Source organism: Halomonas sp. NPDC076908, from assembly GCF_050269715.1.
GTDB lineage: Bacteria > Pseudomonadota > Gammaproteobacteria > Pseudomonadales > Halomonadaceae > Vreelandella.
In genome coordinates this window covers 55108-79012 of the sequence record NZ_JBNNIW010000004.1, presented here as the reverse complement: position 1 = coordinate 79012, position 23905 = coordinate 55108, and the positions used below count along the sequence as shown (strand labels likewise).

The window sequence follows — 23905 nt, the reverse complement described above, 5'->3', positions numbered from 1 at the left end:
CGAAAGTTATTTAAAAACAATGCTTATAGAAGTATTGGATGAAGGGTGCTTATGGCAATCGTGCACGAATAGCGCGCTCAATACCGGCCGTATCCAAGTCGCAGTCAGCGAGTAATTCTGCTGGCGTGCCGTGCTCCACAAACGTATCAGGCAGGCCGAGGTTAAGAACTTCCACCTGAACACCTTCCGCGTGGAGAAGCTCATTGACGGCGCTGCCCGCGCCACCGGCAATCACATTCTCTTCCAGGGTCACCAGCAACTCGTGCTCGTCGGCGGCGTGCAGCACCGCATCACGATCCAGCGGCTTAACACTGCGCATATTGATATGGGTGGCGTTGAGCCGCTCGGCGACCTCAGCCGCGGCGATGTTTAGGCTGCCAAACGCTAGTAGCGCAATACGCACGCCGTCGCTTGTGGCGTGGCGGCGTACCTCAGCTTTGCCAATGGCAAGTGGCTCAAGGTGTGCAGGAATCTCTGCGCCTGGGCCGGTGCCGCGAGGGTAGCGCACCGCAGCGGGCCCAGGGTAGTGATAGGCGGCGCTAAGCATGGCGCGGCATTCGGCTTCATCGGCGGGGGCTAAAATCACCAACCCTGGCACGCAGCGCAGAAAGGAGAGGTCCATGCTGCCGTGGTGGGTGGGGCCGTCTTCTCCCACTAAGCCTGCACGGTCAATCGCAAAGGTGACATCCAGGTCCTGCACCGCCACATCGTGAATAAGCTGATCGTAGCCACGTTGCAGGAAGGTGGAGTAAATAGCTACCACCGGCTTCATGCCTTCGCAGGCCATGCCCGCTGCGAGTGTCACGGCATGCTGTTCGGCAATTGCCACATCAAAGTAGCGCTCGGGGAACTGTTTTGAGAAACGAATCAGATCAGACCCTTCACGCATGGCGGGGGTAATGCCCATCAGGCGTGAGTCAACGGCTGCCATGTCGCATAGCCAGTCGCCGAACACGTTGCAGTATTTTTTCTTAACGACGTTTTTTGGCGCGGGCTCTTTAACGATGGGCGTCTTAACTGCCTCAACGTTAATTTTTTCCAGTTTCGTGATGGCGTGGTAGCCAATCTGATCCGCCTCAGCGGGCAAGAAGCCTTTGCCTTTGACCGTTTTGATATGCAGAAACTGTGGGCCATCAAGATCGCGTAGGTTTTCAAGCGTATGCGTCAGTGCGTCAAGATCGTGACCATCAATTGGGCCGACATAGTTAAAGCCCATCTCTTCAAACAGCGTGGCGGGACTCACCATGCCTTTCATATGCTCTTCGGTGCGCCGGGCAAGTTCTAATGCGCCGGGCAGGTGCGAAAGCACTTTTTTGCTCTCTTGGCGTATTTTCAGGTAAGGCTTGCTGGACAGCACGCGGGCAAGATAAGTCGCCATGCCACCGACGTTCTCGGAAATCGACATTTCATTGTCGTTGAGAATCACCAGCAGGTTGGCGTCTACATGACCTGCATGGGCGAGGGCTTCAAATGCCATGCCTGCGGTCAGTGCGCCGTCACCAATGATGGCGCAAACACGCCGCTTATCACCCTGGGCTTTGGCCGCTAACGCCATGCCCAGTGCTGCCGAAATAGAGGTGCTGGAGTGGCCTACACCAAAGGTGTCGTACTCGGACTCAGCACGCCGTGGAAAAGCTGCCAGCCCGCTATGTTGGCGAATGCTGAGCATTGTTTCGCGGCGGCCAGTCAGTATTTTATGGGGGTAGGCCTGGTGGCCGACGTCCCAGACTAAGCGGTCATGGGGCGTATTAAAGGCATGATGCAGCGCCACGCTTAACTCAACGACCCCTAGACCTGCGCCAAAATGGCCGCCCGATACCCCTACGCTATACAGCAAGTAGGCGCGCAGCTCGTCAGCCACTTGGGCAAGTTGGCTAGCATTCATGGCCCGCAAGGCGGCGGGGTGGTCAAAGGAGTCGAGCAGCGGCGTCGTGGGGCGCTCGCGGGGTATCTTGTCGAACAGCTTCATGGGCATGTTTAGTGGTCGCGCTCGATCATATAGTGGGCTAAGTCGGCCAGCGGTGCAGCACGCTCACCCAAGGGGGCGAGCGCGGCAATGGCCTCGTCAATCAGGCTATGTGCTTTGCGTTGGGCACCTTCTAATCCTAGCAAGCTGGGATAGGTGGGCTTGGCACGAGCGGCATCGGCACCTGAGGTTTTGCCTAGAGTCACGGTGTCGCCGGTCACATCCAGAATGTCGTCGTGAATCTGGAAGGCTAGACCAATGGCGCGTGCGTAGCGAATCAGTGCGCTTAACCGTGGGTCATCTTTATCCACCGCCACTAAGCCACCCATGCGGACGGCGGCCACAATCAGGGCGCCGGTTTTATGGGCGTGCATGTGTGCCAGCGCCTCCACATCCGGGTGGCCGCCGACAGCATCTAAATCCAGCGCTTGGCCAGCTACCATGCCATCGCGACCCGAGGCCACGGCCAGGGTATGAACCAAACTGCCTAAGCGTGGATGAGCGCTGCTGGCCAATACTTCAAACGCCAACGCCTGGAGGGCATCACCAGCCAGAATCGCACTGGCTTCATCAAAAGCTTTATGCACGGTGGGCTGACCGCGGCGCAGGTCGTCGTCGTCCATGGCGGGTAAGTCATCATGGATCAACGAGTAGGCGTGAATTAGCTCAATTGCCGCGGCGGGGGCATCCAGCGCATCGTCGTCTGCGCCTAGCGCATGCCCAGCCATATACACCAGCAGCGGGCGCAGGCGTTTGCCTCCGGCCAGCAAACCATGGCGCATCGCCGCCTCAAGCCTTGGTGCTACCGCCGGGCGAGTATCGAACAGTGCTGCCAGCGTGGCATCCACGCGAGCGTTACTGGTGTGGCGCAGCGCCGTAAGCGGGCTCAATTGCGTGGCTACCATGGGGGCGTCTCCTTGGTCTCATCTTCGTCATCCTTGAGGTCTTCGGAGCCAGCAAAAGGCGCCACGTTCAAGCGGCCGTCACTGTCTTCACTCAACGCACGCACTTTAAGCTCGGCGCTGTCCAAACGCTGCTGAGCATCGCGGGTTAATCGCACGCCCTGTTCAAACGCGGTCAACGCATCTTCCAATGAGAGCTCGCCTGACTCAAGGCGTTCAACGATGGTTTCGAGTTGCTCAACCGTCGCGGCAAAGTCCTGCGGAGGTGATGTCGTTTCGCTCATTGGGGAGGCCTGCATAGCTATGTTTGCAAAAGCGGTATTTTTAAAATAAGCCTACAGTATACACCGACGCTAGGGGGTGGCGTCTGCCCTTCAAGGTACGCTAATGGTCACAACGTGTGACATATTCATCTTCACTGCGCACACTTTTCATCATCTTGACCCGGTCTGAACGGAGTGGTCTGTGCTACGATATGCGCCTCCTGTGAACCGATACACGGCGCATGCCGCCGACCATAGAGGTTGATTCAGCCATGGCCAAAACGTCCCTGGACAAGAGCAAGATCAAGATCCTGCTACTCGAGGGCGTCCACCAGAGTGCGGTGGACAATTTTCACAACGCCGGTTATGAAAATATCGAGCAACTGCCCACCTCGCTTGATGAAGACGCGTTGATCGAGAAAATCCGCGATGTTCATTTCCTCGGTATTCGCTCGCGTACCCAACTGACTGAACGCGTGTTCGAGGCAGCCGAGAAGCTGGTCGGCGTTGGCTGTTTCTGTATCGGCACCAATCAAGTGGATTTGACGGCTGCTCTCATCCGCGGTATCGCGGTGTTTAATGCACCGTACTCCAACACCCGTTCAGTAGCCGAGCTGGTACTGGCAGAAGCCATTATGCTGCTGCGCGGTATTCCCGAGAAAAATGCTCGTGCCCACCAGGGCGGCTGGCTGAAGTCGGCCAAAAACTCCCACGAAGCCCGCGGTAAAACCCTGGGTATCGTGGGTTATGGCAGCATCGGTGCTCAGCTCTCTGTGCTGGCCGAATCATTAGGCTTTAACGTTATTTTTTACGACGTAATCACCAAGCTGGGGATGGGCAATGCAAGCCAAGTGGCGAGCCTTGAAGAGCTTTTAGGGCGCGCCGATGTGGTCAGTCTACACGTGCCTGATCTTGCCTCTACCCGCTGGATGATCGGCGCCAAAGAGATTGCCGCCATGAAGCAAGGCGCTATCTTGATTAATGCTGCCCGCGGTAGCGTAGTGGAAATCGAGCCGCTGGCGGATGCGATAAAAGCTGGCAAGCTCAATGGGGCTGCTATCGACGTCTTCCCGGTTGAGCCGAAAGGCAACAATGAAGAGTTCCAGAGCCCGCTTCGCGGCCTGGAAAACGTGATTCTGACGCCGCACGTAGGGGGCTCAACCCTGGAAGCGCAGGAGAACATCGGTATTGAAGTGTCAGAAAAACTGATCACTTATTCCGATAACGGCACCACCGTGACCTCGGTGAATTTCCCGGAAGTCGCGCTGCCCGCTCACCCAGACAAGCACCGCTTGTTGCACATTCACGACAACGTGCCGGGTGTGCTGTCAGAGATTAACCGCGTATTGTCTGAAAACGGCATCAATATCTCGGGTCAGTATCTTCAGACCAATGATAAAGTCGGTTACGTCGTTATCGACGTGGATAAAGCCTACGGTCCCCAGGCGCTGGAAGCGTTGCGTGAGGTAGACCACACGCTGAAAATTCGTGCGCTCTACTCGTCCCATAATAGCTAATTCGATTAGCTAAGACGTTTCAAAAAAACGGCCCCTTAATTGGGGCCGTTTTGGTTAAGCAATTCAATAAAACAACTCATCAAGCCAAATCAAAAAGAAGCACCTCACCCGCTTCCTTGCCGGTAAGGCTGATCGTCTCATCTGGCGTAAACGCTGCGGCGTCACCTGCGCTTAGCATCTCACCGTTCACTTCCATTTCTCCGTTCACCACGTGCAGCCAGGCGTAGCGTGAAGGTGGAACGGTCGCCTCTTCATCCGCGCTAAACAGCCCCGCGTAAAGGTTTACGTCCTGATTGACGCTCACTGAGCCTTCGCGCCCCTCTTGAGAGGCGACCAACCGCCACTGACCTTGGCGCTCGGCTGCGGGGAAGGCCTTCTGCTCATAGCTGGGTTTAATGCCTAGCTGTTTGGGTTCTATCCAGATTTGCAGGAAGTGCAGTTCGTTCTCCTTGGAGTGGTTGAACTCGCTGTGCAGCACGCCAGTACCCGCCGACATACGCTGTACATCGCCAGGGCGCATCACCTCGCCGTTGCCCATGTTGTCTTTGTGCTCCATTTCGCCCTCTAGCACGTAGGAGATAATCTCCATATCCCGGTGCGGGTGGGCGCCAAAGCCGTGGCCGCCCGCCACGCGGTCTTCATTGATCACGCGCAAGGCACGAAACCCCATGTGCTTTGGATCAACATAGTTGGCAAATGAGAAGGTATGAAAAGAGCGCAGCCAGCCGTGGTCGGCGTAGCCCCGTTCGTTGGAGCGACGAATGATCATTAAATACTCCGCAAATAACCTGTAGTGAATAATGACAATATACGCCTCACTGGGGCTGCGTGGGTTGAAGCTTTCTGTACGATATCGTCGAATAAATCGACGTTTCGTAACCAGTGCTGAGCCAGATCAAGAAAGAACGAATTTCAGCATGCCGCTTGCGCTAAACTTTTTGCTCACTTTTCGCTACTATATGCGCCTTTTTAACCCGGTCCGTCCTTTGCGAGGACGACTACCTGGAGAAGTGCATGTCTGAGATTGTCGATACGCCGCCCATTGTGGTCGCGGCGCTGTATAAATTTGTCACCCTGAACGACTTCGAAGTGCTACGTGAGCCGCTGCGTCAAACCATGCTGGATAATGGTGTGAAAGGTACTTTGCTGCTGGCCAAAGAGGGCATCAACGGCACGGTAGCGGGCAGTCGCGAAGGTATTGACGGCCTACTGGCTTGGCTGACCGCCGACCCGCGCCTGGCCGATATTGATCACAAAGAGTCGTTTTGTGACGAAATGCCGTTCTACCGCACCAAGGTGAAGCTCAAAAAAGAGATCGTCACCTTAGGCGTGCCCAATATTGACCCCAATGATACGGTGGGCACCTACGTCGAGCCGGAAAACTGGAACGACATCATCGCCGACCCGGAAGTGCTGGTGATCGACACCCGCAACGATTACGAAGTGGCGATTGGCAGCTTTGAGCGGGCGATAGACCCCAAAACCACTACCTTCCGCGAGTTTCCTGACTACGTGCGCGAGCACTACGATCCGGAAAAGCACAAGAAAGTGGCGATGTTTTGCACCGGCGGCATTCGCTGCGAAAAAGCCTCAAGCTTTATGCTCAAAGAGGGCTTTGAAGAGGTTTATCACCTTAAGGGCGGCGTGCTGAACTATCTGGAAAAAGTCCCAGAAGAGCAGTCTTTATGGCGCGGCGAGTGTTTTGTGTTTGATAACCGCGTTACCGTGCGCCACGACTTAAGCAAGGGCGAGTTCGAACAGTGTCACGCCTGCCGCATGCCAATTTCAGCCGAGGATATGGCCTCCTCTGCCTATGAGCCAGGCATTAGCTGCCCCCACTGTATTGATTCGCTGCCGGAGAAAACCCGCGCGGCAGCCCGGGAGCGTCAGCGTCAAATTGATCTCGCCAAACAGCGCGGCGAACCGCATCCCTTGGGCCGCGATACCCGCCTAATGAAAAAATGAAGTAGCGCAGGGTAAGCTGAGCTTGTACGCTAGACTGATGGGCAACGTGTTACTCACCTAAGGAGTTCACCATGCCCATCACCGATGACGGATACGCTACCCCCACTCTACAGCGCCTTGACCATCAAGGTGTTGTGACGCTGACGATGAACGCACCAGCGCAATTCAATACGCTCTCGGAAACCATGCTAAAAGCGCTACACGATGCGTTGAACGATATTGCTGAAGATCAGCACGTTCGCTGTGTCGTACTCGCTGCGGAAGGTAAAGCCTTTTGCGCTGGGCATGATTTAAAGCAGATGCGTGCCAATCCAGATAAAGCTTATTACCAGGCGCTGTTTGCCCGCTGTAGCGAGGTGATGCAGGCCATCGTGAATCTTCCCGTGCCGGTGATTGCCAAAGTACAGGGCATTGCCACTGCTGCGGGCTGCCAGCTGGTGGCGAGCTGTGATCTGGTGGTGGCGGCGCGCAGCGCCCGCTTTGCGGTATCTGGCATTAACGTTGGCTTGTTCTGTTCTACACCGGCAGTGGCGTTGTCACGTAATGTCACCCCTAAGCGGGCTATGGAGATGCTGTTGACGGGGGAGTTTATCAGCGCCGAGCAGGCGGCTGAGTGGGGCCTGATTAACCGCGTGGCAGAGGATGAGTCGCTTGATGAAGCCACTCATGAACTGACGGCCAGCATCTGCGCTAAAAGCGCCGTGGCGGTGCGCACAGGTAAAGCGATGTTTGCCCGTCAGCTTGCCATGCCGTTAGGCGAAGCCTATGCCTACGCCGGTGAAATCATGGCCTGCAATATGTTGGCCGATGACGTGGGCGAAGGAATTGATGCATTTATCGCCAAACGGCCACCGCAATGGCGGCACCAGTAAGCCCATGCCGGTACAATGATGGAATTCGTTTCCGTAAACGCGACAATGGCCGTGTAGGCACGTTATCCTGATGCGCTTTATGGTTAGAGACGGTGCCTTCAAGAAAGGCGCTTATAGGTAGGAGCGCCTTTTGAGAGCGCCTATTAGGAGATAGCCAGGTGAGTGAAGCCAAGCGCAGGACGGTCGGCCGTCCGGCGAATACCGCCAAAGCCAGTGGAGGGCATAGCCAGTCGTTAGTACGTGGCTTAACGCTGTTGGAGTACCTCGCGGCCAGCCCGCTAGGATTAGCCCTTTCGGAAGTGTCGGAGATGGCCGATTTAGCACCTTCAACGACTCATCGTCTACTGCAAGCCTTGCAAAGCCAAGGTTTCGTGAGCCAGGAGAACGAACAGGGCCTGTGGCGAATTGATGTTAAAACTTTTCGTATCGGTAATAGCTTTCTTGAAGCACGGGATGTGGTGGCTACCAGCCGCCCGTTTCTGCGCCGCTTAACGGCTGAAACAGGTGAAACGGCCAACTTAGGCATCCGCGACGGTGCCACGGCGGTATTTCTAGCCCAGCATGAATCACCGCAGATGATGCGCATGATCACGCGCCTTGGCTCCCGTGCGCCCTTGCACGCCTCCGGCGTGGGTAAAGCACTGCTGGCGGGCATGCCCGATGATGAGCGGATGCAACTGCTGGAAGGGCGCGAACTTGTACGCGTGACGGCTAATACGCTTGATCAGCCTGCTCCCTTGCAGGCAGAAATGCAGCAGATTCGCGCCCAAGGCTTTGCCTGTGATCGTGAAGAGCATGCCATTGGCCTGCACTGTGTGGCCGCCTGTATTTTTGACGAGCACGGTACGCCGCTTGCGGCGATCTCTGTCTCAGGACCGGTAGCCCGCATCCCAGAGGCCCGTTTATTAACGCTGGGCGCGCTGGTTCGCCAAACGGCCGACGAAATTACCCAGCAGTTGGGTGGGCAGTTGCCTCGTTAGCGTGGATAACCGATGCTGAGCCTGTTTTTTGTCGCGTTGGTCAGCGCTACGCTACTGCCCGGTGGGTCGGAAGTGTGGCTGGCACGACTATGGTGCGTCGGCGAGCCGCCGGTGGCACTTTGGTTGGTAGCCACGACAGGCAATACACTGGGCAGCATGATCAACGTCGCGATGGGCCGCTATGCGCGTCAATTTCAAGATCGCCGCTGGTTTCCCGCATCTCCCCGTAGTTTGGCGCGTGCCGAGCGCTGGTATCACCGGTTTGGCGAAAAAAGCCTACTTATCTCCTGGGCACCGATTATCGGTGATCCGCTCACCGTGCTGGCTGGCGTGTTTAGACTGCCTTGGTGGCGGGCGCTGGCATGGATTGTGGTCGCTAAGGGCGTTCGTTACGCTGTAGTGTTGCTTTTAGCGCAGCAATGGCTGGTGCCACTCTGCCAGTAAATTTCTTCTCAATAATCTCATGTTACCCTAGGGTGCTTTGATGCAAGGCTAGCGCTGTTGAATAGGCCCTAGCGGTCACATAGCTGTAAAACGCAGTTGCTTAAACTCAGGTAGACGTTAGATTAACAAGTAGTGCTTGGATGAAGATGTTGGATGAAGTCGCTGTATGAAAGAGTACACTCACGAAATGGAGGTTGAGGTGTGACGCCAATACGTTTATTACCCTGGCTAGGTGTCTGGCTGTTGACGCTATTTGCTATGTTGGCAACGCCAGCATTAGCGCAAACAACGCTGACGGCACCAAATGAAGAGCCGCCTCAACAGGCGAGCGACCCGAATATTAGCGAAACTCAAGCCTATGCCACATTGGCTGATTTGTTGGAAAATGAGCAGGCGCGAGCCGAGCTGATTACGCTGTTGCGTAGTGAAGCATCTGCCTTACCTCCCGCTTTAGCGGATGAGTTGTCTCCAGAAGCGGCTGCACAAGGCAGTGATATGGCACCTGAAGATGTCTCTCTACCGCGCCAGCTAGCTGAATTGACCAGTCGCGTGGTGAGTGATGTGGGTGGTCAATTTGAACAGGCAGTGGGCATTGTGGGTAGCTTGTTCACTGGTCAAGGTGCGGGCAGTACGGGCAGTACATTTGATATGGCGGCCTTTACCAGTGCAGCAATTAACCTGGGCATTGTGATTGTTGCCACGTTGGCGCTGTTTTTTATTTTTAGGCGCTTGGCAAAACCTGCGTTTAGCAAAATCAACAGCTGGTCACTCCACGCCAATGGGCTGACGCCGGTACTGCGTTTGATCGTGTGCGTAGCCGTTGCCGCCGTGGTTGATGTGCTATTAGTGGCGTTGGCCTACGTGGCGGGTAACTTATTGGCTACCTTTGCCGTGGGCGAAACCGGTGAGCTTTCCACCCGTGCTTCGCTATTTTTAAATGCTTTCTTGATTATCGAACTGCTTAAAGCCGGTGTGCGGATGCTGTTTTCGTCACGCTATGATGGCCTACGCTTACTGCCGATTTCCGCCTATGAAGCCTCCTACTGGAATCGCTGGTTAGCGCGCTTGATTGGGATGGTGGGTTACGGCCTGATGGTCGTTGTGCCGTTGGTAAACTTCTACTTTGCTGCCACGTTAGGTCAAGCAGTCGGTACGCTGATTATGGTGCTGGCATTTCTCTACGCCGTGGGTGTAGTGCTTAAAAACCGCGTGCGGTTAAGCAGTAATCTTAATCAGATGGCAGCGACTTCCACGCTAACGGCAAGCCGAGTATCGCTACAATTATTCGCCCGTACTTGGCACTTATTTGCACTGCTCTACTTCTTGATGGTGTTTGTACTAACCCTGACACGCCCAGGTGATGCTCTCCCCTTTGTGCTATTTGCTACGTTAAAAACCTTGGTCGCCGTGGTGCTAGGTTTGCTGACATCTGCCTTCCTGAGCCAGACGATTGGTCGGCGCATTCAGCTATCACCAGACCTGCGGCGTAAACTGCCTCTACTAGAGAATCGTCTCAATAGCTACGTACCCAATGCATTGCGGATATTGCGTACGGTTATATTAGTTGCGGTCATTATGGTGATACTGGATGCCTGGGGAGCCTTTAACCTAGCCGCCTGGTACTCCTCCGAGCGTGGTGCCACTATCGTCGGCAATCTTACGAGCGTCTCGATCATACTGATCGTTGCCATCTGTATCTGGTTGGGACTAGCCAGTTTAATTGAGCACAACCTCAATCCCGAAACGGGCCATGGTGAACCCACCGCTCGCGCAAAAACATTGTTGAGCCTGTTCCGTAATGCCTTGGCAATTGCGATGGTCACCATTACCGGCATGATTGTGCTGTCGGAAATCGGTATTAACATCGGGCCGCTGATTGCGGGTGCTGGTGTGCTGGGCCTAGCGATCGGTTTTGGTGCTCAGAAGCTGGTGCAAGACGTTATTACTGGGGTGTTTATTCAGGTCGAGAATGCCATGAATGCCGGTGATGTTGTTACGCTGGGAGGGATTACGGGCACAGCCGAAAAACTGAGCATTCGTTCAGTAGGTATTCGTGATCTTTCAGGTACTTACCATATTATACCGTTTTCAAGCGTCGATACTGTCTCTAACTATATGCGCGATTTTGGTAATCACGTGGGTGAGTACGGTATTGCCTATCGGGAAAATATCGACGGCGCTATTGATCAGCTCAAGTTGGCCTTTGAAGATCTAAAAGTCAGCGAGTATAGCCATCAGCTACTGGCCGATATGACGGTGGCGGGAGTTATTGCCCTGGCAGATAGCTCTGTGAAAATTCGGGTGGTGATTAAAACCACCCCGGGTGATCAGTGGGCCGTTGGTCGTGCCTTTAATCGCTTAGTGAAGATGCGCTTTGATGGGGCGGGTATCGAGATACCCTTCCCGCACACGACACTCTACTTCGGTCAGGATAAGACAGGCTCTGCGCCGCCGGTGAACCTGCGCGTCATGCAGCAGGACTTCACTATCGACGGTAGCCCTGCCGGGCAGCCGAAGTCGAATGATCTAACAACGGATGATCGGTTTGATCCGCGTCAGAAAAAGACCAAGCTAGTCGATGAAGAGCATCTCAAGCCTGATGGCGATGATGTCTAAACAGCAAGTGCCACACCATGTGGCATACGCTTAATACGGGGCCGCCTATGGGCGGCCCCGTTGCGCTTTAAGCAGAATAGTTCTCAGAGTGCCGTCCTTCCATATTGATGGACTCACCACCATCTACGAACAGTATTTGTCCGGTTACAAAAGTATTGTCTAATAGATAGTGCAAAGCTTGTATCAGGTGGTTGGGTTTACCTTGGTGTTTAACCGGAATCGCGTCAATACGCCACTCAATATAGTCACTGACGCGCTGCGCAGCGGGAAGCACTACGCCAGGGGCAATGCCGTTAATACGAATGCGCGGGGCAAATTCCAGCGCCGCCATGCGTGTCATCTCCGCTAGGCTCTTTTTCGACAACAAATACGCGGCGTAAGGGTACTGATGATAGGCGATTTTACTATCAATAATATTAATCACCTGGCCTTCTGTAACGGCCTGAGCAAAGTGGCGAGTAAGCAGAAACGGAGTAAACATATTGACTCGGAACTGTGCCTCCAGCATGGCAAGCTCTGTTTCAGCAATCGGGGCGGGGTCATAAATAGATGCACTATTGAGCAGCAGACTAAAACCTGGGAAGCGCTGCTTTACCGACTGAATGAGCGCTTCAAGATCATCATTTAAAAAGTTGCAGGGAAAAACTTCACACTCACGCCCCTTGGCACGAATGCCTGCCGCGACTTCCTCTGCCTCAGTACGGGAGCCGTTAACATGGAGGGCAATGTTATAACCCACATCCGCCAGATCCTCAGCAAAGTACCTTCCCAAGCGGGTGGCACCTCCGGTAACAAGTGCAGCTTTTTGGTGCATACAAAGCTCCCTATTTTTCGTTAGTATTATTTTTTCTTGTTGGTATAAGTGTAATTTCTGCGTGAGTGCAGCGTTTGTCAATAACTTGTACAAATATTGCACGTAGGGCTAGTCTGAAAAATTAACAATAATGCCCCTTAAGGGTTGTTTATTCTGGCGTTACGTTGAATAGGATGTCGCTATGCCCCCGCAATCAATAGCTTCAGAACAGGCTATTTCTTATCATGAGTGCCTCATCTCACTAGGTTCTAATATCGAACCGGTCCTTAACTTTGCTCAGGCATTAACCATTATTGGTCATGAATGTAATCTATTGGCCACTTCAAAAGCGATTCGTACCGCACCAGTGGGTTATCAGCAGCAGCCTGACTACTTAAACGCGGCGCTGCTGGTGAGTACTCCTCTTGAGCGAGAGGCATTTCGTGCCTATTTAAAGGAAGTGGAAAACCGCTTAGGGCGTGTGCGGGGGGCGATTAAATCCGGGCCACGTACGATGGATCTGGATATGGTGGCGTGGGACGGTGAGTTGCTGGATGAGAGCTACTACCAGTACGACTATGTGCGAACACCTGTTAACGAAGTGCTTGCCAGCAGTGGCCGCACGCTTGGAGAGAAAAGTGCTCATGATTTTTAGCGATAGGCCGATAATAGCGTTATAGCTGCCAAGGGTAAGGCGAGCTACTTTCCTTTGGAGGCGCGCATTGCTCAGCCTGAATACCAATATGATGTCGCTTATTGCGCAGAATAATCTGCGCGGCAGTCAGCAAGCTATGCAGACCGCTATGCAGCGGCTCTCATCTGGGCTGCGCATTAACAGCGCTAAAGATGATCCGGCAGGGCAGGCGATTGCCAACCGCATGACGGCGCAAATTAAAGGGATGACTCAGGCGATTCGCAACACCAATGACGGCATTTCCATGGTGCAAACGGCGGAAGGGTCGCTTAACCAAATTAACGACAACCTGCAGCGCATCCGTGAGCTGAGCGTACAGGCGGCGAATGGCACCAACTCTTCTGACGACCTTGTCTCCATTCAAACCGAGATTGATCAGCGCCTAGAAGAGATCGACCGCATCGCGGGGCAGAGTAACTTTAATGGCATCGGGCTGATTAATGAGTCAAAATCATTAAATATTCAGGTCGGCGCTAACGCTGGCGATAGCATAGCGGTTCGTTTTGATGCCATGAATGTCCAGGCGCTAGGACTGCAGGGCTTTAGCGTACTGGAGGGCAGCGCCCCAGAAAGTCCACTGGATGCAATGGATGAAGCGATCAAGCTCGTGGATCGCCAGCGTAGCTACATGGGCGCTGTACAGAATCGCTTTGAAAGTGTGATTGATGGCCTCAATAACAACATTATTAACACCTCCGCCGCTCGGTCACGTATTCAGGATGCCGATTATGCTCGGGAAGTTTCCAACCTGATTCGTGCGCAAATCCTGCAGCAGGCAGGCATGGCTATTTTGGCCCAGGCTAACCAACAGCCGCAGATGATTTTGCGGCTGTTGGAAGGGCTATAAGGTAGAAAGACGTAGAGTGGGCTTATTTATTCAATAATGCCCTGCTCACGGGCCATGGCGTAAGCCGCCTGAGGGCCATTCCATAGCGACGGTAGTAGAATCAACGACACTGGAATCGCAGTGATGACGATAAACTGCTGTAGCGCGCCAATTTGCCCAGCCCCCATATACAGCAGTACCGCCGCCATCAACGCCATGGCAATCCCCCAGAATGCACGCATTACCGGGCTTGGGTTATCGTGGCCCGCGCCCACCACTGCAATCGCATAGCTCATGGAATCGCCTGTGGTGGCCACAAAAATTGTGGTTAGTAACAAAATGGCCAGCGCCATCCAGGTGCCGCCGGGCAGTGCCTGGGCGACGGTTAAGGTCGCCACATCAAACTGAAAGTTATTAAGCGCTTCGGTTAAATCAATCACACCAGTGAGCTGATAGTAGATGCCCGAGCCGCCCAGCAGGGTAAACCAAACGGTGGTGGCAATGGGGGCCAGGATCGCCACCGCAACAATCATTTCGCGAATGCTGCGCCCGCGGGAAATACGTGCCACGAAAATCGCCATTACCGGTGCATAGCCAATAAACCAAGTAAAGAAAAACACCGTCCACCACTGCATCCACCAAGCCGGTGCGGTTTCTGCGGTCATGGTCGCCATAGTGAAAAATTCGCTGACATACGCGCCCATACCGGAAACGTAACTGTTGACTAAAAATAGCGTTGGCCCAAAAACAATGATTACCGCGCCAATCGCCAGCGCCAGCAGTACATTAAACCGACTAAGGAGCTGAATGCCTTTATGTACGCCGCTCATAGAGGAGAGCACATAGATGCTGGCCAGCACGCCAAGAATGATCAGTTGGCCGGTATAGCCTTCTGGTAGCCCAAACAGCTCGTGCAGGCCAAAGCTAACCTGAGTAGCCAGAAAGCCAATCGGGCCAACGGTACCAGCCACCAGGGCAATCACGCAGCACGCGTCGACTAAGCCGCCTAGTGGGCCGCGCATTAAGCGTTCACCTAAGATCGGATAGAGCAGCGTGCGTGGCTGAAGCGGCTGGCCTTTCACGTAGTGCGCATGGGCGAGTACCACCGCAGTGAGAGAGCCCAACACCGCCCAGGCCATAAACCCCCAGTGCATAAAGGATTGCGCCAACGCACCCGAGACGGCTTCAGCGGTGCCTGCTTCGCTATCAAAGGCGGGCGGAGTTACTACAAAATGATAGACCGGCTCGCCAGCGGCAAAAAACACCCCCCCGCCTGCCAGTAGCGTACACAGAATGATGGAGAGCCACTTAAACGTGCTCATTTCTGGTGCATCTAAATTGCCGATTTTGGCTTTAGCAGCCGGTGTCATGGCTAAACCGATAGCAATAAAGAACGTCAACAAGAGCAGCAATTGGAAATAGCTACCCAGCACGAGTGCCGTCCAGGCGAAGCCTGCGCTAATAGTGTCAGCCACCAGGGTAACGTCGTAAAACGATAGCGCCAGAAAGGCAACGATAAAGCCGATGCTCAATATCAGCACTAGTGGGTCGCCGAGCGAAAGCCGCCCAGAACTGTCAGCGTTAGGGGCTTCGCCGTTAGGGGCGGGCTGGTTCATGGTTAGTACCTTATTGGGGAAGTGAGAAAGAGCCTATCCAAGCTTTGCCGTTAAGCGGTTTAAAACCGCTTAGTTAATAGAGAGTTGATAAAAAAATCGACAAAACCGCAGACAAAAAAAAGCGCCATTCAATGAATGGCGCAAGACAGGAAACTGCGCTTAGTATACCGCTTTTTTAGACCAAGGTCTAATATGTTTTAATTTGGTGCATATGTGGGGTGCAATGCACCTTGATGAGACATTGACGGCGGTTAATATGGCGATAACTACTGATTAACTATTTGATTGATAAGAGTAAAAATAAATTTGGCAGTATTGCTGCAATCACAAAGCATATTTTGTATACAAGGTATGCTCATAATGATGACGCCCGCTGTTACACGCCGCTTCCCCGCTGCTCGCCTTTTGATGGGTTGTGCGGCAGCACTGGTTTTAATGCCTACCATCAGCCAAGCGAACGATGCTCAAATACGCTTTCAGTTGGACTGGCGGTTTGAAGGCCCGGCTGCGCCATTTTTAATGGCCGCGGAGAAAGGCTATTTTGCTGAAGAGGGTCTGGACGTACAAATTGACTCCGGCAGCGGCTCAGCGGGGGCGATTAACCGCGTGGCATCCGGTGCCTACGAAATGGGCTTTGGTGATCTTAACGCGCTGATTGAGTTTCTTGCTGAAAACCCCGATGGCCCTGGCATTCAAGGTGTCTATATCGTTTACGACGGAACACCTGCCGCGGTGTTTGCCCGTAAAGAGAACGGTATTGAAAGTCCTGCGGATTTAGCCGGTAAAACCATCGCCGCCCCGGCCTTTGATACCGGTTACCGCGCCTGGGGCGTGTTTGCTGCTGCCAATGATCTCGCAGCCGATGCGGTGGCGTGGCAAAACGTTGATCCTGCTCTGCGTGAGACGCTGCTTACCCGTGGCGATGTGGATGCGATTACCGGCTTCTACTTCACTAGTTTGCTCAACCTTGAAGAGCGTGGCATGAGTGAAGATGACCTCACCATTATGCCGTTCCCGGATTACGGCGTGCCACTTTACGGAAACGCAATCATCGCCAGCGAATCCTTCGCGGAAGAGAACCCCGAAGCAGTACAAGGCTTTTTGCGTGCCTTCAACCGCGCACTCGGTGAGACCATTGCCGATCCTGACGCTGCCATTGAGTACGTTAAAAATCGTGATGGCTTGATTAACGTAGAAATGGAGACGCGCCGCTTAAAGCTCGCTCTTGAAAGCGTTGTTGATACGCCGGATGCACGTGAACATGGCGTGGGCGGCGTCGATGAAGAACGTTTGATTGAAGCGATTCAATTGGTCGCCGACGCCTATGACTTGCCATCTGTCCCCTCTCCAGACCAAGTGTTCAGCTCACGCTATTTACCGCCTACTGAAGAGCGCATGCTGTTTACGGCAGAGGGCGAATAAGTATGTCGGCAGCGTTTGTGACCTTTGACGACGTAAGCCTGGCCTACGATGAATCAGGTAACGCCATCGAAGATATCAATCTGGATATCCACGAAGGCGAGTTTGTCGCCTTCGTGGGGCCTTCAGGGTGCGGTAAGTCGACATTTATGAAGCTGTGTACCGGGTTGCACGCGCCTTCGACGGGGGCGATAAAGGTCGATGGTCAGCCGGTGACCGGGCCGCTAAAGATCTCGGGCATGGCGTTTCAAAATGCCAACCTGCTGCCGTGGCGCACCACGCTGGATAACGTGCTGCTGCCGCTGGAAATTGTGAAACCCTATCGTCACCAGTTTCGTAAACGGCGCGAAGAGTTTGTCGGCTGGGCGCGCAAGCTACTCAAGACCGTGGGGCTGGAGGGTTATGAAGACCAGTACCCCTGGCAGCTTTCCGGCGGCATGCAGCAGCGCGCCTCAATCTGCCGTGCGTTGATTCATCAACCTCGGCTGTTAATGCTGGATGAACCCTTCGGTGCGCTAGATGCCTTTACCCGCGAAGAGTTGTGGTGTGTGCTGCGTGACCTATGGGAGGAACAGCGCTTTACCGTGGTATTAGTGACCCATGACCTGCGCGAAGCAGCGTTTCTGGCCGACACCGTCTATATCATGAGCCGCCGTCCAGGCCGGGTGATTGAACGGCGCGAAATTGATTTGCCGAGACCTCGCGCGCTGGAAACTACCTACCAAAAACCCTTTATTGATCTGGTGCAGGAACTACGCGCACAAATTGGCGAAGTGCGCAGCACTTAATGGCAGTACTTTATGGTTATTGAACATTTTGCGTCGTATTAATTTTGATTAGCTATTCTGAGTCTTACTAGGTTAAGCCTAGAAGCCAACTATCTGTTGTGGGAGGCCGCTTCAGCGGGCGAAGGGTGCCGCAGGCTCCCCTTAGACTAAGCTGGCTAGGAGCTCAAATATTCGCGAGCTGAAGCTCCCTCTTAAAGGTTTAGTTATCTTCCTAGCGAAGATGTTTTCACACTTAGTGATAAATAACCGACTTAATATCAGTATCAATAAAAGGCATATTTATGGCACAGAATAACCTGTTAATTGAACGGCTAGCGCCGTGGATTGCGGTGGTGGCACTGGTTATTATCTGGGAAGTAACGGTGCGGGTGTTCGACGTGCCCAGCTTTATCTTCCCCAGCGCCTTAGAGACCGCCCAAGCGCTAGTTACCTACTCTGGGCCGATTGCCATGCACTCCTGGCAAACGTTCTGGACCACCTTGATCGGCTTTGGCCTGGGTGTCGCTGTCGGGCTGGTGTTGGGCTTTATTATCGGCTCGTCGCGCTTTCTGTATAACGCCTGCTACCCGCTGTTAGTGGGCTTTAACGCTATTCCCAAAGTGGCGTTTGTACCCATTTTGGTGGTCTGGTTCGGGATTGGTTCAGTTCCTGCAATTCTTACCGCGTTTCTGATCTGTTTCTTCCCCATCGTGGTCAATGTGGCCACTGGCTTAGCAACCTTGGAGCCAGAGATGGAAGATGTGCTGCGGGTGCTGGGCGCGCGACGCATGGACGTGCTGCTAAAAGTCGGGTTGCCCCGCTCGCTGCCGTACTTCTTCGCTTCGCTGAAAGTCGCCATTACCCTGGCGTTTGTCGGTACGGTGGTGTCAGAAACCGTTGCTTCCAATCAGGGTATTGGCTACTTAATGATGAGCGCTGGCTCGCAAATGCGTATGGGCTTGGTTTTTGCTGGCCTGCTAGTGATCAGCGCCATGGCCATGGTGATGTATGAGCTGTTTGCATTGCTAGAAAAGCGTATGACGGGGTGGGCGCACCGTGGTCAAAATCGCTAAATGCTAATGTGTGCTAAGCCCGCCTTACCAACGATAGAGCAGTGAGGCGCTGGTAGTATGATCGGTACGTTCGCTGGCCTCTTCGGGTGGTTCGGAGTTGCGCTTGATCTCATGGGAGAGGCGCAACGAGAGCCGAGAGTTTAAGCGCGTGGTTAGTGCTGTCAGTGAGCGAGATGTGGTGTTCTGGTCGGTATATTCAAGTGACATCTCTTGCTTGAAATCAGAATGTTGCGAAAACTCCCAGCGATAATCGAGCGCTGAATAGGCGACGGCGAGGCGTTCATTGGCGTCATCCCGTAGCCGGTCATGGCGATAACCCGGCCCGGCCTCAAGCGACAGATAATGTCGTTCGCCGTCAAGGATTTGACGCCCATAGCCGCCAATAGCGGAAAGCTGTTGGTCATAACCCGCAAAGCGATCTTTCTCCCAGCGGGCAAAACCAAATAAGTAGTGTGGACCCTCAAGCTCATAGCGTTCTCGCCCTGTGAGCAGGTACTGCTCGGCGCTGGTTTCACCATCTCTGCTTACGTTGCGTACCTCACCCCGCAATGAGTGGGTGAAATTCCCCTTCAGCCAGGTCAATAGTGTTTTACCGATTAAAGTGCGGCTGTCGGTGTTGCCGGACAGTTGATTAAAACCGAGCTCAGCGTCACCGCTAAAAATAGGCGCATCCTCCTGGGGCGGTGGTGGGGCGTAAAAGGGGTTGGCATACGCCGTTGTTAACCACAGTGGCCAGCAGGCCAGTACGAGAATCCATCGAGCAATTGCCACAACATCCCTCCTTGAATTAGGCATGACGACATTATATCAGCGAACGAGGGCATAGAACGGTGACAATTAACGTGGCTTGCTGACGCGTGCCATAATGAGTCATTACGCTGACGAGCCTGTTTATGACCTCTCCTCGCCCTAGAACCCTTGCTGATCTGCAGCGTTGGCGCCGAACTCGCGCCAGGCGCAGCTGGTATAAGCGCAGCTTTCGCTTGCAGGTCATGCTGCTGGTCGGGCTGCTGCTGGCAGGCATGCTACTGGCACAAGGCACCTATCTCAATCATCGCAAGGCGGAAATTATTAGCCATCAGATGGGGGAGCGGGCGCTGGCAGTGGCTAAAACCGTAGCGGCGATGCCACAAATTATCAATGCCTTTGCCATTCCTAACCCCTCCTTCATTATTCAGCCGTTCGCGGAACAGGTGCGTCATGAAACAGGTGCCCGCTATGTGGTGGTGGGCAATGCACAAAGCGTTCGCTACTCACATCCCGTACCTGATCGGATTGGAGAGCCGATGGTAGGGGGCGATAATGATCAAGCGCTAATTTATGGACAGTCCTATGTGTCGGAAGCGACCGGCTCGTTGGGCACCGCCATGCGCGGCAAAACGCCTATATGGGATGAGGAAGGCAGCATCATCGGCATTGTTTCCGTTGGCTTTATGATGGATCGCGTTGCCATGGATGTCGGCCGCTATACCAGCTTTGGTTGGGCGCTGGTCGCACTGATGATCACCTTGGGTTTTGCGGGCGCATACTGGCTATCGCAGCATCTTAAAAAGGTTATCTTAGGCTTGGAGCCTTACGAAATTGCACGGCTGGCAATGGAAAAAGAGGCCATTTTGCAGTCAATCCACGAAGGTATTTTGGCGGTTAACCGAGAGGGTCACATTACGTTGGTTAATCAGCAGGCGCGGCGTTTTCTCAATTTAACCAATGAGAAAGTACTGCTCGGCCAGCCGATTCGCGACATCGTTCCCAACTCACGGCTATTGGAAGTACTTAAGCGCGGTGAGCAGGAGTTTGATCAGGAAATGTGGCTGGGGGATCATCCAGTGGTGGTTAACCGCGTACCGATTGTTCATGAAGGCGAGATTGAGGGGGCGGTGGCGACGTTTCGAAGTCGGCGTGAAATTGTCGATTTATCCCATGCACTCACCCAAGCCAGTCGTGATGTTGATATGTTGCGCGCCCAGGCCCACGAGTTTTCCAACAAGCTCTACACCATCTCAGGTTTGCTGCAGTTACAGCGCATTGATGAAGCGCTAGCGTTGATCCATCAGGAGACCGAACGCGCCCAAGCCCAGATGAGCTTCTTAATTCGCAATGTCGCCGATGCCGTGCTCAGCGGCACCTTGATGGGTAAACTAACACGCGCGCGTGAGCTGGGCGTGGTGCTGGAGATAGATGAACATAGCACGCTCTCCTGCCCGCTGACGCCCACCGGGCAGGAGGTAATGATGAGCGTGGTCGGTAACTTGCTGGATAACTCCTGCTATGCAGCGTTGCATGGGCCTAGCCCTACGCCCAAAGTACGCTTGTTTTTCACCGACTTAGGCGAGCAGTTGCTGATTGAGGTAGAGGATAATGGCCCAGGCGTGCCCGCCGAGCACGCCGAATCAATTTTCCAAGAAGGGTTTTCCACTAAAACAGGCAAACATCAGGGGATCGGTTTGGCGCTAGTGGCACGGCTATGCCGTCAGAATGGCGGCGCTGTAACGCTGGAAGAGAGCGAACTTGAAGGCGCCTGTTTTATTGCGGTGCTTGACCGCTCACTTTGCGCTGAGGCGGTGTAAAATCCTTCTGCGCTGAACCTTAAAATATTCAATTGGCTAAATTCCAGAACATGACCTTCATGACGATAACAATGACGAGCCACCGCTAGGGGAAACGAATGTCTGAGGGGCAGTACGGTATTTTGGTCGTCGAAGACGACTTTCGCATTGCTGATATTCACCGCGCTTTTATTGAACAGAGCGAAGGCTTTTATGTCGTCGGTATGGCGCGTAACGGTAGCGAAGCTAAAGCGATCATGGCGGAGCATGGCCCCAGTATCCAGCTGGTTTTACTAGACGCTTATTTACCCGATGTAGAGGGGCTAGAGCTTCTTTGGGCGATCCGGCGCGACTATGTTCATGTCGATATCGTGATGGTCACGGCGGCGCGCGAAGTCGATACCATTAGCGAAGCGCTGCGTTGCGGCGTATTCGACTATCTGATCAAACCGATAGAAGCCGCCCGAATGACCCAGATGCTGACACGTTTTCAGCGGGAACGTGAAGCATTAGCGAACCGTGATGAGATGAATCAGGATGAACTCGATCATGTATTGGCGCGCTTGCACCCCGGCGAAGCACTTCGTCAGAAAACCAATGTACTACCGAAAGGGATTGATCGGCTCACGTTACGGCGGGTGATAGAAGCGTTGGACGAGGCACCTGATGCGTTAACCGCCATGCAAATGGCACGCACCATGGGAGCCAGCCGATCAACCGCACGGCGCTACTTGGAGTTTTTAGTCGCGGAGCAGTCTGTCAGTGCCGAGCTTGGTTATGGCGATGTGGGGCGTCCAGAGCGGCGCTACCGGCTGTTGGGTGGGGCGCATGCATGGCTTGAAACCTTATAAGTAGCTAGGTATACCCACCAGTGTGAACAAAATGAACAAAATGCTCATAAAGAACTTTTTGTCTTTTATGCTCAGAAACTTGTCTGTTAGGGGGGCGTTCTTCTAACGTTCGCGGCGTAGAGGCACACAATATAGTCACAAAATAAGACAACACCCACACAACAACATTGATAAGTGGAGAACGCCATCATGACGTCGCTTACCCTCAAGCGTTTATCTGTATTTGCTTTACCCCTAGCCACCTTTGCTGCTCTCTCGACCGCTGCGCAGGCGCAAGAGTGGACCCCAACGCGCTCTATCGAATTCGTTGCCCCGGCTAATCCGGGCGGTGGTTGGGATACGCTGGTACGTACGGTGTCTCGTGTGATTCAGCAGGAAGGTCTGGCCGACGAAAACTTCGCCGCAATTAACGTACCAGGCGGCGGCGGTGCGGTTGCATGGGCTCAAATTGCCCGCGATAGCGGCAACCCGCATAAACTGTTTGCGACAAGCCCGCCGCTTATTCTGGTGCCACTAGCAGGTGCTTCGCGTTACGACCATACCGACTTTACACCGGTTGCACGCTTGATCACCGACTACTCGATTATTCTGGTGCCAGCAGATTCCGAGTACGAGACCATCAATGACCTGATGGCGGCGCTGGAAGCAAACCCTAACTTGAGCGTTGGTGGCGGTAGTGCGCCTGGCTCTATGGATCACATCTCGGTTGCGGGCCTAGCCTCAGCGGCTGGTTTAGACGCGTCTAGCGTTAACTACATTCCTTTCTCTGGTGGCGGCGACGCGATGACCAACCTGATGGGTGGCCATATTGAAGCGGTGGTCACTGGCGCAGGTGAAGCGGTTGGTCAACTAGGTGAAGGCAGCCAGATTCGTGCGCTTGGCGTATCAGCACCGGAACGTATTGGTGGTGGCTTATCCGATGTGCCGACTTACCAAGAGCAAGATATCGATTACACCTTTGATATCTGGCGTGGTGTTATGGGCACTCCTGATATGCCCGCAGAGGCGGTGGCCTACTACGAAGATCTGTTCGCTGAAATGCTCGAAACCGACGCATGGCGTGATGCGAGTGAGCAGCTAGGTTGGATCAATGCTTACCAGAACAGCGAAGAGTTCGGTGCGTTTCTGGATGGACAGCAAGAGCAGTTCAGCGATGTGCTGAGCGAGCTTGGCCTGCTTCGCTAATAACCTCCCTTGTGTTCTCGTGCTACCCCGGCTGCATAACGCAGCTGGGGGCCTCTTGTCTGTCAATGCTGGAGGCGAGTTTGCTCCTCCGGAGAGATTCCTATGACTCGATTAAATACCAATCAGTGGTTGGCGCTGATATTGGGGCTATTAGCTGCCGCGTACCTCGCGATGGCATGGCAAATTCCTACCTTCCCGTTGCCACGGCCGGTCGACTCTGACCTGTTTCCGAAGGTATTGGGCTTTTCATTACTGATACTTGCCGTGTTTCTGTTTTTTGAAAAGCCCACGCCGATTGCCGGTGCGGATGAGATTGATCATGAGGCGACCCAAGGCCCGCTGCTATTCACGCCCTGGGCACGTGTGATCGTGACCTCCATCTCGATTGCCGCTTATGCGCTGCTATTGGTGCCACTCGGTTTTGTGCTTGCGTCTACGCTGCTCTGCGTTGGTTTGACGGCCTATTACGGCTATCGCCGCCACCCGGTCAACCTCGCCACCTCCTTGGGTGTCGTGCTGGCGCTTTACCTCACCATGACCCGCGTGATGGATGTCTACTTGCCTTCGGGCGTGTTGCCTTTCTAACCAAGCCGTTTAAGCAGGCCATTTG

At 54.0% G+C, this 23905-nt stretch carries 22 protein-coding genes; 15 read left to right on the top strand and 7 right to left on the bottom strand.

Annotated elements, in window-relative coordinates:
- Positions 1-49 precede the first annotated feature (49 nt).
- From dxs to ACQKE4_RS03585, 3 genes are read right to left on the bottom strand one after another with little or no spacing between them, the layout of a single operon-like run.
- Positions 50-1975, bottom strand: a complete 1926-nt coding sequence (gene dxs, locus ACQKE4_RS03595; protein WP_427386936.1) for a 1-deoxy-D-xylulose-5-phosphate synthase — start codon at positions 1973-1975, stop codon at positions 50-52.
- Positions 1976-1977: 2 nt separating this feature from the next.
- Complete coding sequence (gene ispA, locus ACQKE4_RS03590; protein ID WP_427386935.1) at positions 1978-2871, bottom strand: (2E,6E)-farnesyl diphosphate synthase; 894 nt, start codon at positions 2869-2871, stop codon at positions 1978-1980.
- The gene (locus ACQKE4_RS03585) at positions 2865-3152 is read right to left on the bottom strand and encodes an exodeoxyribonuclease VII small subunit (RefSeq protein WP_290835933.1); all 288 of its coding nucleotides are present in this window, start codon (positions 3150-3152) and stop codon (positions 2865-2867) included. Before ACQKE4_RS03585 ends, ispA begins: the two co-directional genes overlap by 7 nt.
- Positions 3153-3403: 251 nt before the next feature.
- Between ACQKE4_RS03585 and serA the strand changes: the two genes are divergently transcribed.
- The gene (serA, locus tag ACQKE4_RS03580; protein ID WP_427386934.1) at positions 3404-4648 is read left to right on the top strand and encodes a phosphoglycerate dehydrogenase; all 1245 of its coding nucleotides are present in this window, start codon (positions 3404-3406) and stop codon (positions 4646-4648) included.
- A 79-nt stretch (positions 4649-4727) separates the two neighbouring features.
- Here serA and ACQKE4_RS03575 read toward each other — a convergent pair whose 3' ends face one another.
- Positions 4728-5417 carry a pirin family protein gene (locus ACQKE4_RS03575; protein WP_427386933.1) on the bottom strand — a complete coding sequence of 230 codons (690 nt, stop codon included), beginning with the start codon at positions 5415-5417 and terminating at the stop codon, positions 4728-4730.
- 245 nt (positions 5418-5662) lie between these two features.
- On the opposite strand from ACQKE4_RS03575, the gene ACQKE4_RS03570 reads away from it, so the two are divergent.
- The 5 genes from ACQKE4_RS03570 to ACQKE4_RS03550 all read left to right on the top strand — a co-directional run bounded on the left by ACQKE4_RS03570 (position 5663) and on the right by ACQKE4_RS03550 (position 11525).
- Positions 5663-6613, top strand: a complete 951-nt coding sequence (locus ACQKE4_RS03570) for a rhodanese-related sulfurtransferase (protein WP_427386932.1) — start codon at positions 5663-5665, stop codon at positions 6611-6613.
- A 71-nt stretch (positions 6614-6684) separates the two neighbouring features.
- On the top strand, positions 6685-7485 hold the full coding sequence (locus tag ACQKE4_RS03565; protein WP_427386931.1) for an enoyl-CoA hydratase: 801 nt from the start codon (positions 6685-6687) through the stop codon (positions 7483-7485).
- 158 nt (positions 7486-7643) lie between these two features.
- Complete coding sequence (locus ACQKE4_RS03560; protein WP_427386930.1) at positions 7644-8465, top strand: IclR family transcriptional regulator; 822 nt, start codon at positions 7644-7646, stop codon at positions 8463-8465.
- 12 nt (positions 8466-8477) lie between these two features.
- A complete protein-coding gene (locus ACQKE4_RS03555) occupies positions 8478-8909 on the top strand; it encodes a YqaA family protein (RefSeq protein ID WP_427386929.1) in 432 nt (143 codons plus the stop codon).
- A 201-nt stretch (positions 8910-9110) separates the two neighbouring features.
- Positions 9111-11525 (top strand): mechanosensitive ion channel domain-containing protein, encoded by a 2415-nt coding sequence (locus tag ACQKE4_RS03550; RefSeq protein WP_427386928.1) that lies wholly within the window; start codon positions 9111-9113, stop codon positions 11523-11525.
- A 67-nt stretch (positions 11526-11592) separates the two neighbouring features.
- Here the strand turns inward: ACQKE4_RS03550 and ACQKE4_RS03545 are convergent, their stop codons facing one another.
- Entirely contained in the window at positions 11593-12339 is a 747-nt protein-coding gene (locus ACQKE4_RS03545; RefSeq protein ID WP_427386927.1) for an SDR family oxidoreductase, read from the bottom strand.
- 181 nt (positions 12340-12520) lie between these two features.
- Here ACQKE4_RS03545 and folK point away from each other — a divergent pair, with 181 nt between their 5' ends.
- Both folK and ACQKE4_RS03535 read left to right on the top strand, forming a co-directional pair.
- A complete protein-coding gene (gene folK / locus ACQKE4_RS03540; RefSeq protein ID WP_427386926.1) occupies positions 12521-12973 on the top strand; it encodes a 2-amino-4-hydroxy-6-hydroxymethyldihydropteridine diphosphokinase in 453 nt (150 codons plus the stop codon).
- Between the two features lie 67 nt (positions 12974-13040).
- A complete protein-coding gene (locus ACQKE4_RS03535) occupies positions 13041-13859 on the top strand; it encodes a flagellin (RefSeq protein ID WP_427386925.1) in 819 nt (272 codons plus the stop codon).
- Between the two features lie 26 nt (positions 13860-13885).
- On the opposite strand, the gene ACQKE4_RS03530 is transcribed toward ACQKE4_RS03535, so the two are convergent.
- Positions 13886-15454, bottom strand: coding sequence for a BCCT family transporter (locus ACQKE4_RS03530; protein ID WP_427386924.1), 1569 nt, complete (start codon positions 15452-15454; stop codon positions 13886-13888).
- 360 nt (positions 15455-15814) lie between these two features.
- On the opposite strand from ACQKE4_RS03530, the gene ACQKE4_RS03525 reads away from it, so the two are divergent.
- The 3 genes from ACQKE4_RS03525 to ACQKE4_RS03515 all read left to right on the top strand — a co-directional run bounded on the left by ACQKE4_RS03525 (position 15815) and on the right by ACQKE4_RS03515 (position 18713).
- The gene (locus ACQKE4_RS03525) at positions 15815-16876 is read left to right on the top strand and encodes an ABC transporter substrate-binding protein (protein WP_427386923.1); all 1062 of its coding nucleotides are present in this window, start codon (positions 15815-15817) and stop codon (positions 16874-16876) included.
- A gap of 2 nt (positions 16877-16878) precedes the next feature.
- A complete protein-coding gene (locus ACQKE4_RS03520) occupies positions 16879-17661 on the top strand; it encodes an ABC transporter ATP-binding protein (RefSeq protein WP_290835958.1) in 783 nt (260 codons plus the stop codon).
- Between the two features lie 281 nt (positions 17662-17942).
- Positions 17943-18713, top strand: a complete 771-nt coding sequence (locus ACQKE4_RS03515; protein WP_427386922.1) for an ABC transporter permease — start codon at positions 17943-17945, stop codon at positions 18711-18713.
- 24 nt (positions 18714-18737) lie between these two features.
- On the opposite strand, the gene ACQKE4_RS03510 is transcribed toward ACQKE4_RS03515, so the two are convergent.
- A complete protein-coding gene (locus ACQKE4_RS03510) occupies positions 18738-19508 on the bottom strand; it encodes a DUF481 domain-containing protein (protein ID WP_427386921.1) in 771 nt (256 codons plus the stop codon).
- Positions 19509-19606: 98 nt separating this feature from the next.
- Here ACQKE4_RS03510 and ACQKE4_RS03505 point away from each other — a divergent pair, with 98 nt between their 5' ends.
- The 4 genes from ACQKE4_RS03505 to ACQKE4_RS03490 all read left to right on the top strand — a co-directional run bounded on the left by ACQKE4_RS03505 (position 19607) and on the right by ACQKE4_RS03490 (position 23880).
- Positions 19607-21280: an ATP-binding protein gene (locus tag ACQKE4_RS03505; RefSeq protein WP_427386920.1), complete on the top strand. Its 1674-nt coding sequence runs from the start codon at positions 19607-19609 to the stop codon at positions 21278-21280.
- A gap of 98 nt (positions 21281-21378) precedes the next feature.
- On the top strand, positions 21379-22110 hold the full coding sequence (locus tag ACQKE4_RS03500; RefSeq protein WP_427386919.1) for a response regulator: 732 nt from the start codon (positions 21379-21381) through the stop codon (positions 22108-22110).
- 189 nt (positions 22111-22299) lie between these two features.
- Positions 22300-23295, top strand: a complete 996-nt coding sequence (locus ACQKE4_RS03495; RefSeq protein WP_427386918.1) for a Bug family tripartite tricarboxylate transporter substrate binding protein — start codon at positions 22300-22302, stop codon at positions 23293-23295.
- Between the two features lie 102 nt (positions 23296-23397).
- Positions 23398-23880, top strand: a complete 483-nt coding sequence (locus ACQKE4_RS03490) for a tripartite tricarboxylate transporter TctB family protein (protein ID WP_427386917.1) — start codon at positions 23398-23400, stop codon at positions 23878-23880.
- The last annotated feature ends 25 nt before the right edge of the window (positions 23881-23905 follow it).

Excerpts from the sequence above, each read along its gene's own strand:
- ACQKE4_RS03490 (WP_427386917.1), top strand. The coding sequence starts at position 23,398 with ATGACTCGATTAAATACCAATCAGTGGTTGGCGCTGATATTGGGGCTA.
- ACQKE4_RS03495 (WP_427386918.1), top strand. The coding sequence starts at position 22,300 with ATGACGTCGCTTACCCTCAAGCGTTTATCTGTATTTGCTTTACCCCTA.
- ACQKE4_RS03530 (WP_427386924.1), bottom strand. The coding sequence starts at position 15,454 with ATGAACCAGCCCGCCCCTAACGGCGAAGCCCCTAACGCTGACAGTTCT.
- ACQKE4_RS03510 (WP_427386921.1), bottom strand. The coding sequence starts at position 19,508 with ATGCCTAATTCAAGGAGGGATGTTGTGGCAATTGCTCGATGGATTCTC.
- ACQKE4_RS03525 (WP_427386923.1), top strand. The coding sequence starts at position 15,815 with ATGATGACGCCCGCTGTTACACGCCGCTTCCCCGCTGCTCGCCTTTTG.
- ACQKE4_RS03500 (WP_427386919.1), top strand. The coding sequence starts at position 21,379 with ATGTCTGAGGGGCAGTACGGTATTTTGGTCGTCGAAGACGACTTTCGC.
- serA (WP_427386934.1), top strand. The coding sequence starts at position 3,404 with ATGGCCAAAACGTCCCTGGACAAGAGCAAGATCAAGATCCTGCTACTC.
- folK (WP_427386926.1), top strand. The coding sequence starts at position 12,521 with ATGCCCCCGCAATCAATAGCTTCAGAACAGGCTATTTCTTATCATGAG.
- ACQKE4_RS03575 (WP_427386933.1), bottom strand. The coding sequence starts at position 5,417 with ATGATCATTCGTCGCTCCAACGAACGGGGCTACGCCGACCACGGCTGG.
- ACQKE4_RS03505 (WP_427386920.1), top strand. The coding sequence starts at position 19,607 with ATGACCTCTCCTCGCCCTAGAACCCTTGCTGATCTGCAGCGTTGGCGC.
- ACQKE4_RS03555 (WP_427386929.1), top strand. The coding sequence starts at position 8,478 with ATGCTGAGCCTGTTTTTTGTCGCGTTGGTCAGCGCTACGCTACTGCCC.
- ACQKE4_RS03545 (WP_427386927.1), bottom strand. The coding sequence starts at position 12,339 with ATGCACCAAAAAGCTGCACTTGTTACCGGAGGTGCCACCCGCTTGGGA.
- ispA (WP_427386935.1), bottom strand. The coding sequence starts at position 2,871 with ATGGTAGCCACGCAATTGAGCCCGCTTACGGCGCTGCGCCACACCAGT.
- ACQKE4_RS03570 (WP_427386932.1), top strand. The coding sequence starts at position 5,663 with ATGTCTGAGATTGTCGATACGCCGCCCATTGTGGTCGCGGCGCTGTAT.
- ACQKE4_RS03565 (WP_427386931.1), top strand. The coding sequence starts at position 6,685 with ATGCCCATCACCGATGACGGATACGCTACCCCCACTCTACAGCGCCTT.
- ACQKE4_RS03515 (WP_427386922.1), top strand. The coding sequence starts at position 17,943 with ATGGCACAGAATAACCTGTTAATTGAACGGCTAGCGCCGTGGATTGCG.
- dxs (WP_427386936.1), bottom strand. The coding sequence starts at position 1,975 with ATGCCCATGAAGCTGTTCGACAAGATACCCCGCGAGCGCCCCACGACG.
- ACQKE4_RS03520 (WP_290835958.1), top strand. The coding sequence starts at position 16,879 with ATGTCGGCAGCGTTTGTGACCTTTGACGACGTAAGCCTGGCCTACGAT.
- ACQKE4_RS03585 (WP_290835933.1), bottom strand. The coding sequence starts at position 3,152 with ATGAGCGAAACGACATCACCTCCGCAGGACTTTGCCGCGACGGTTGAG.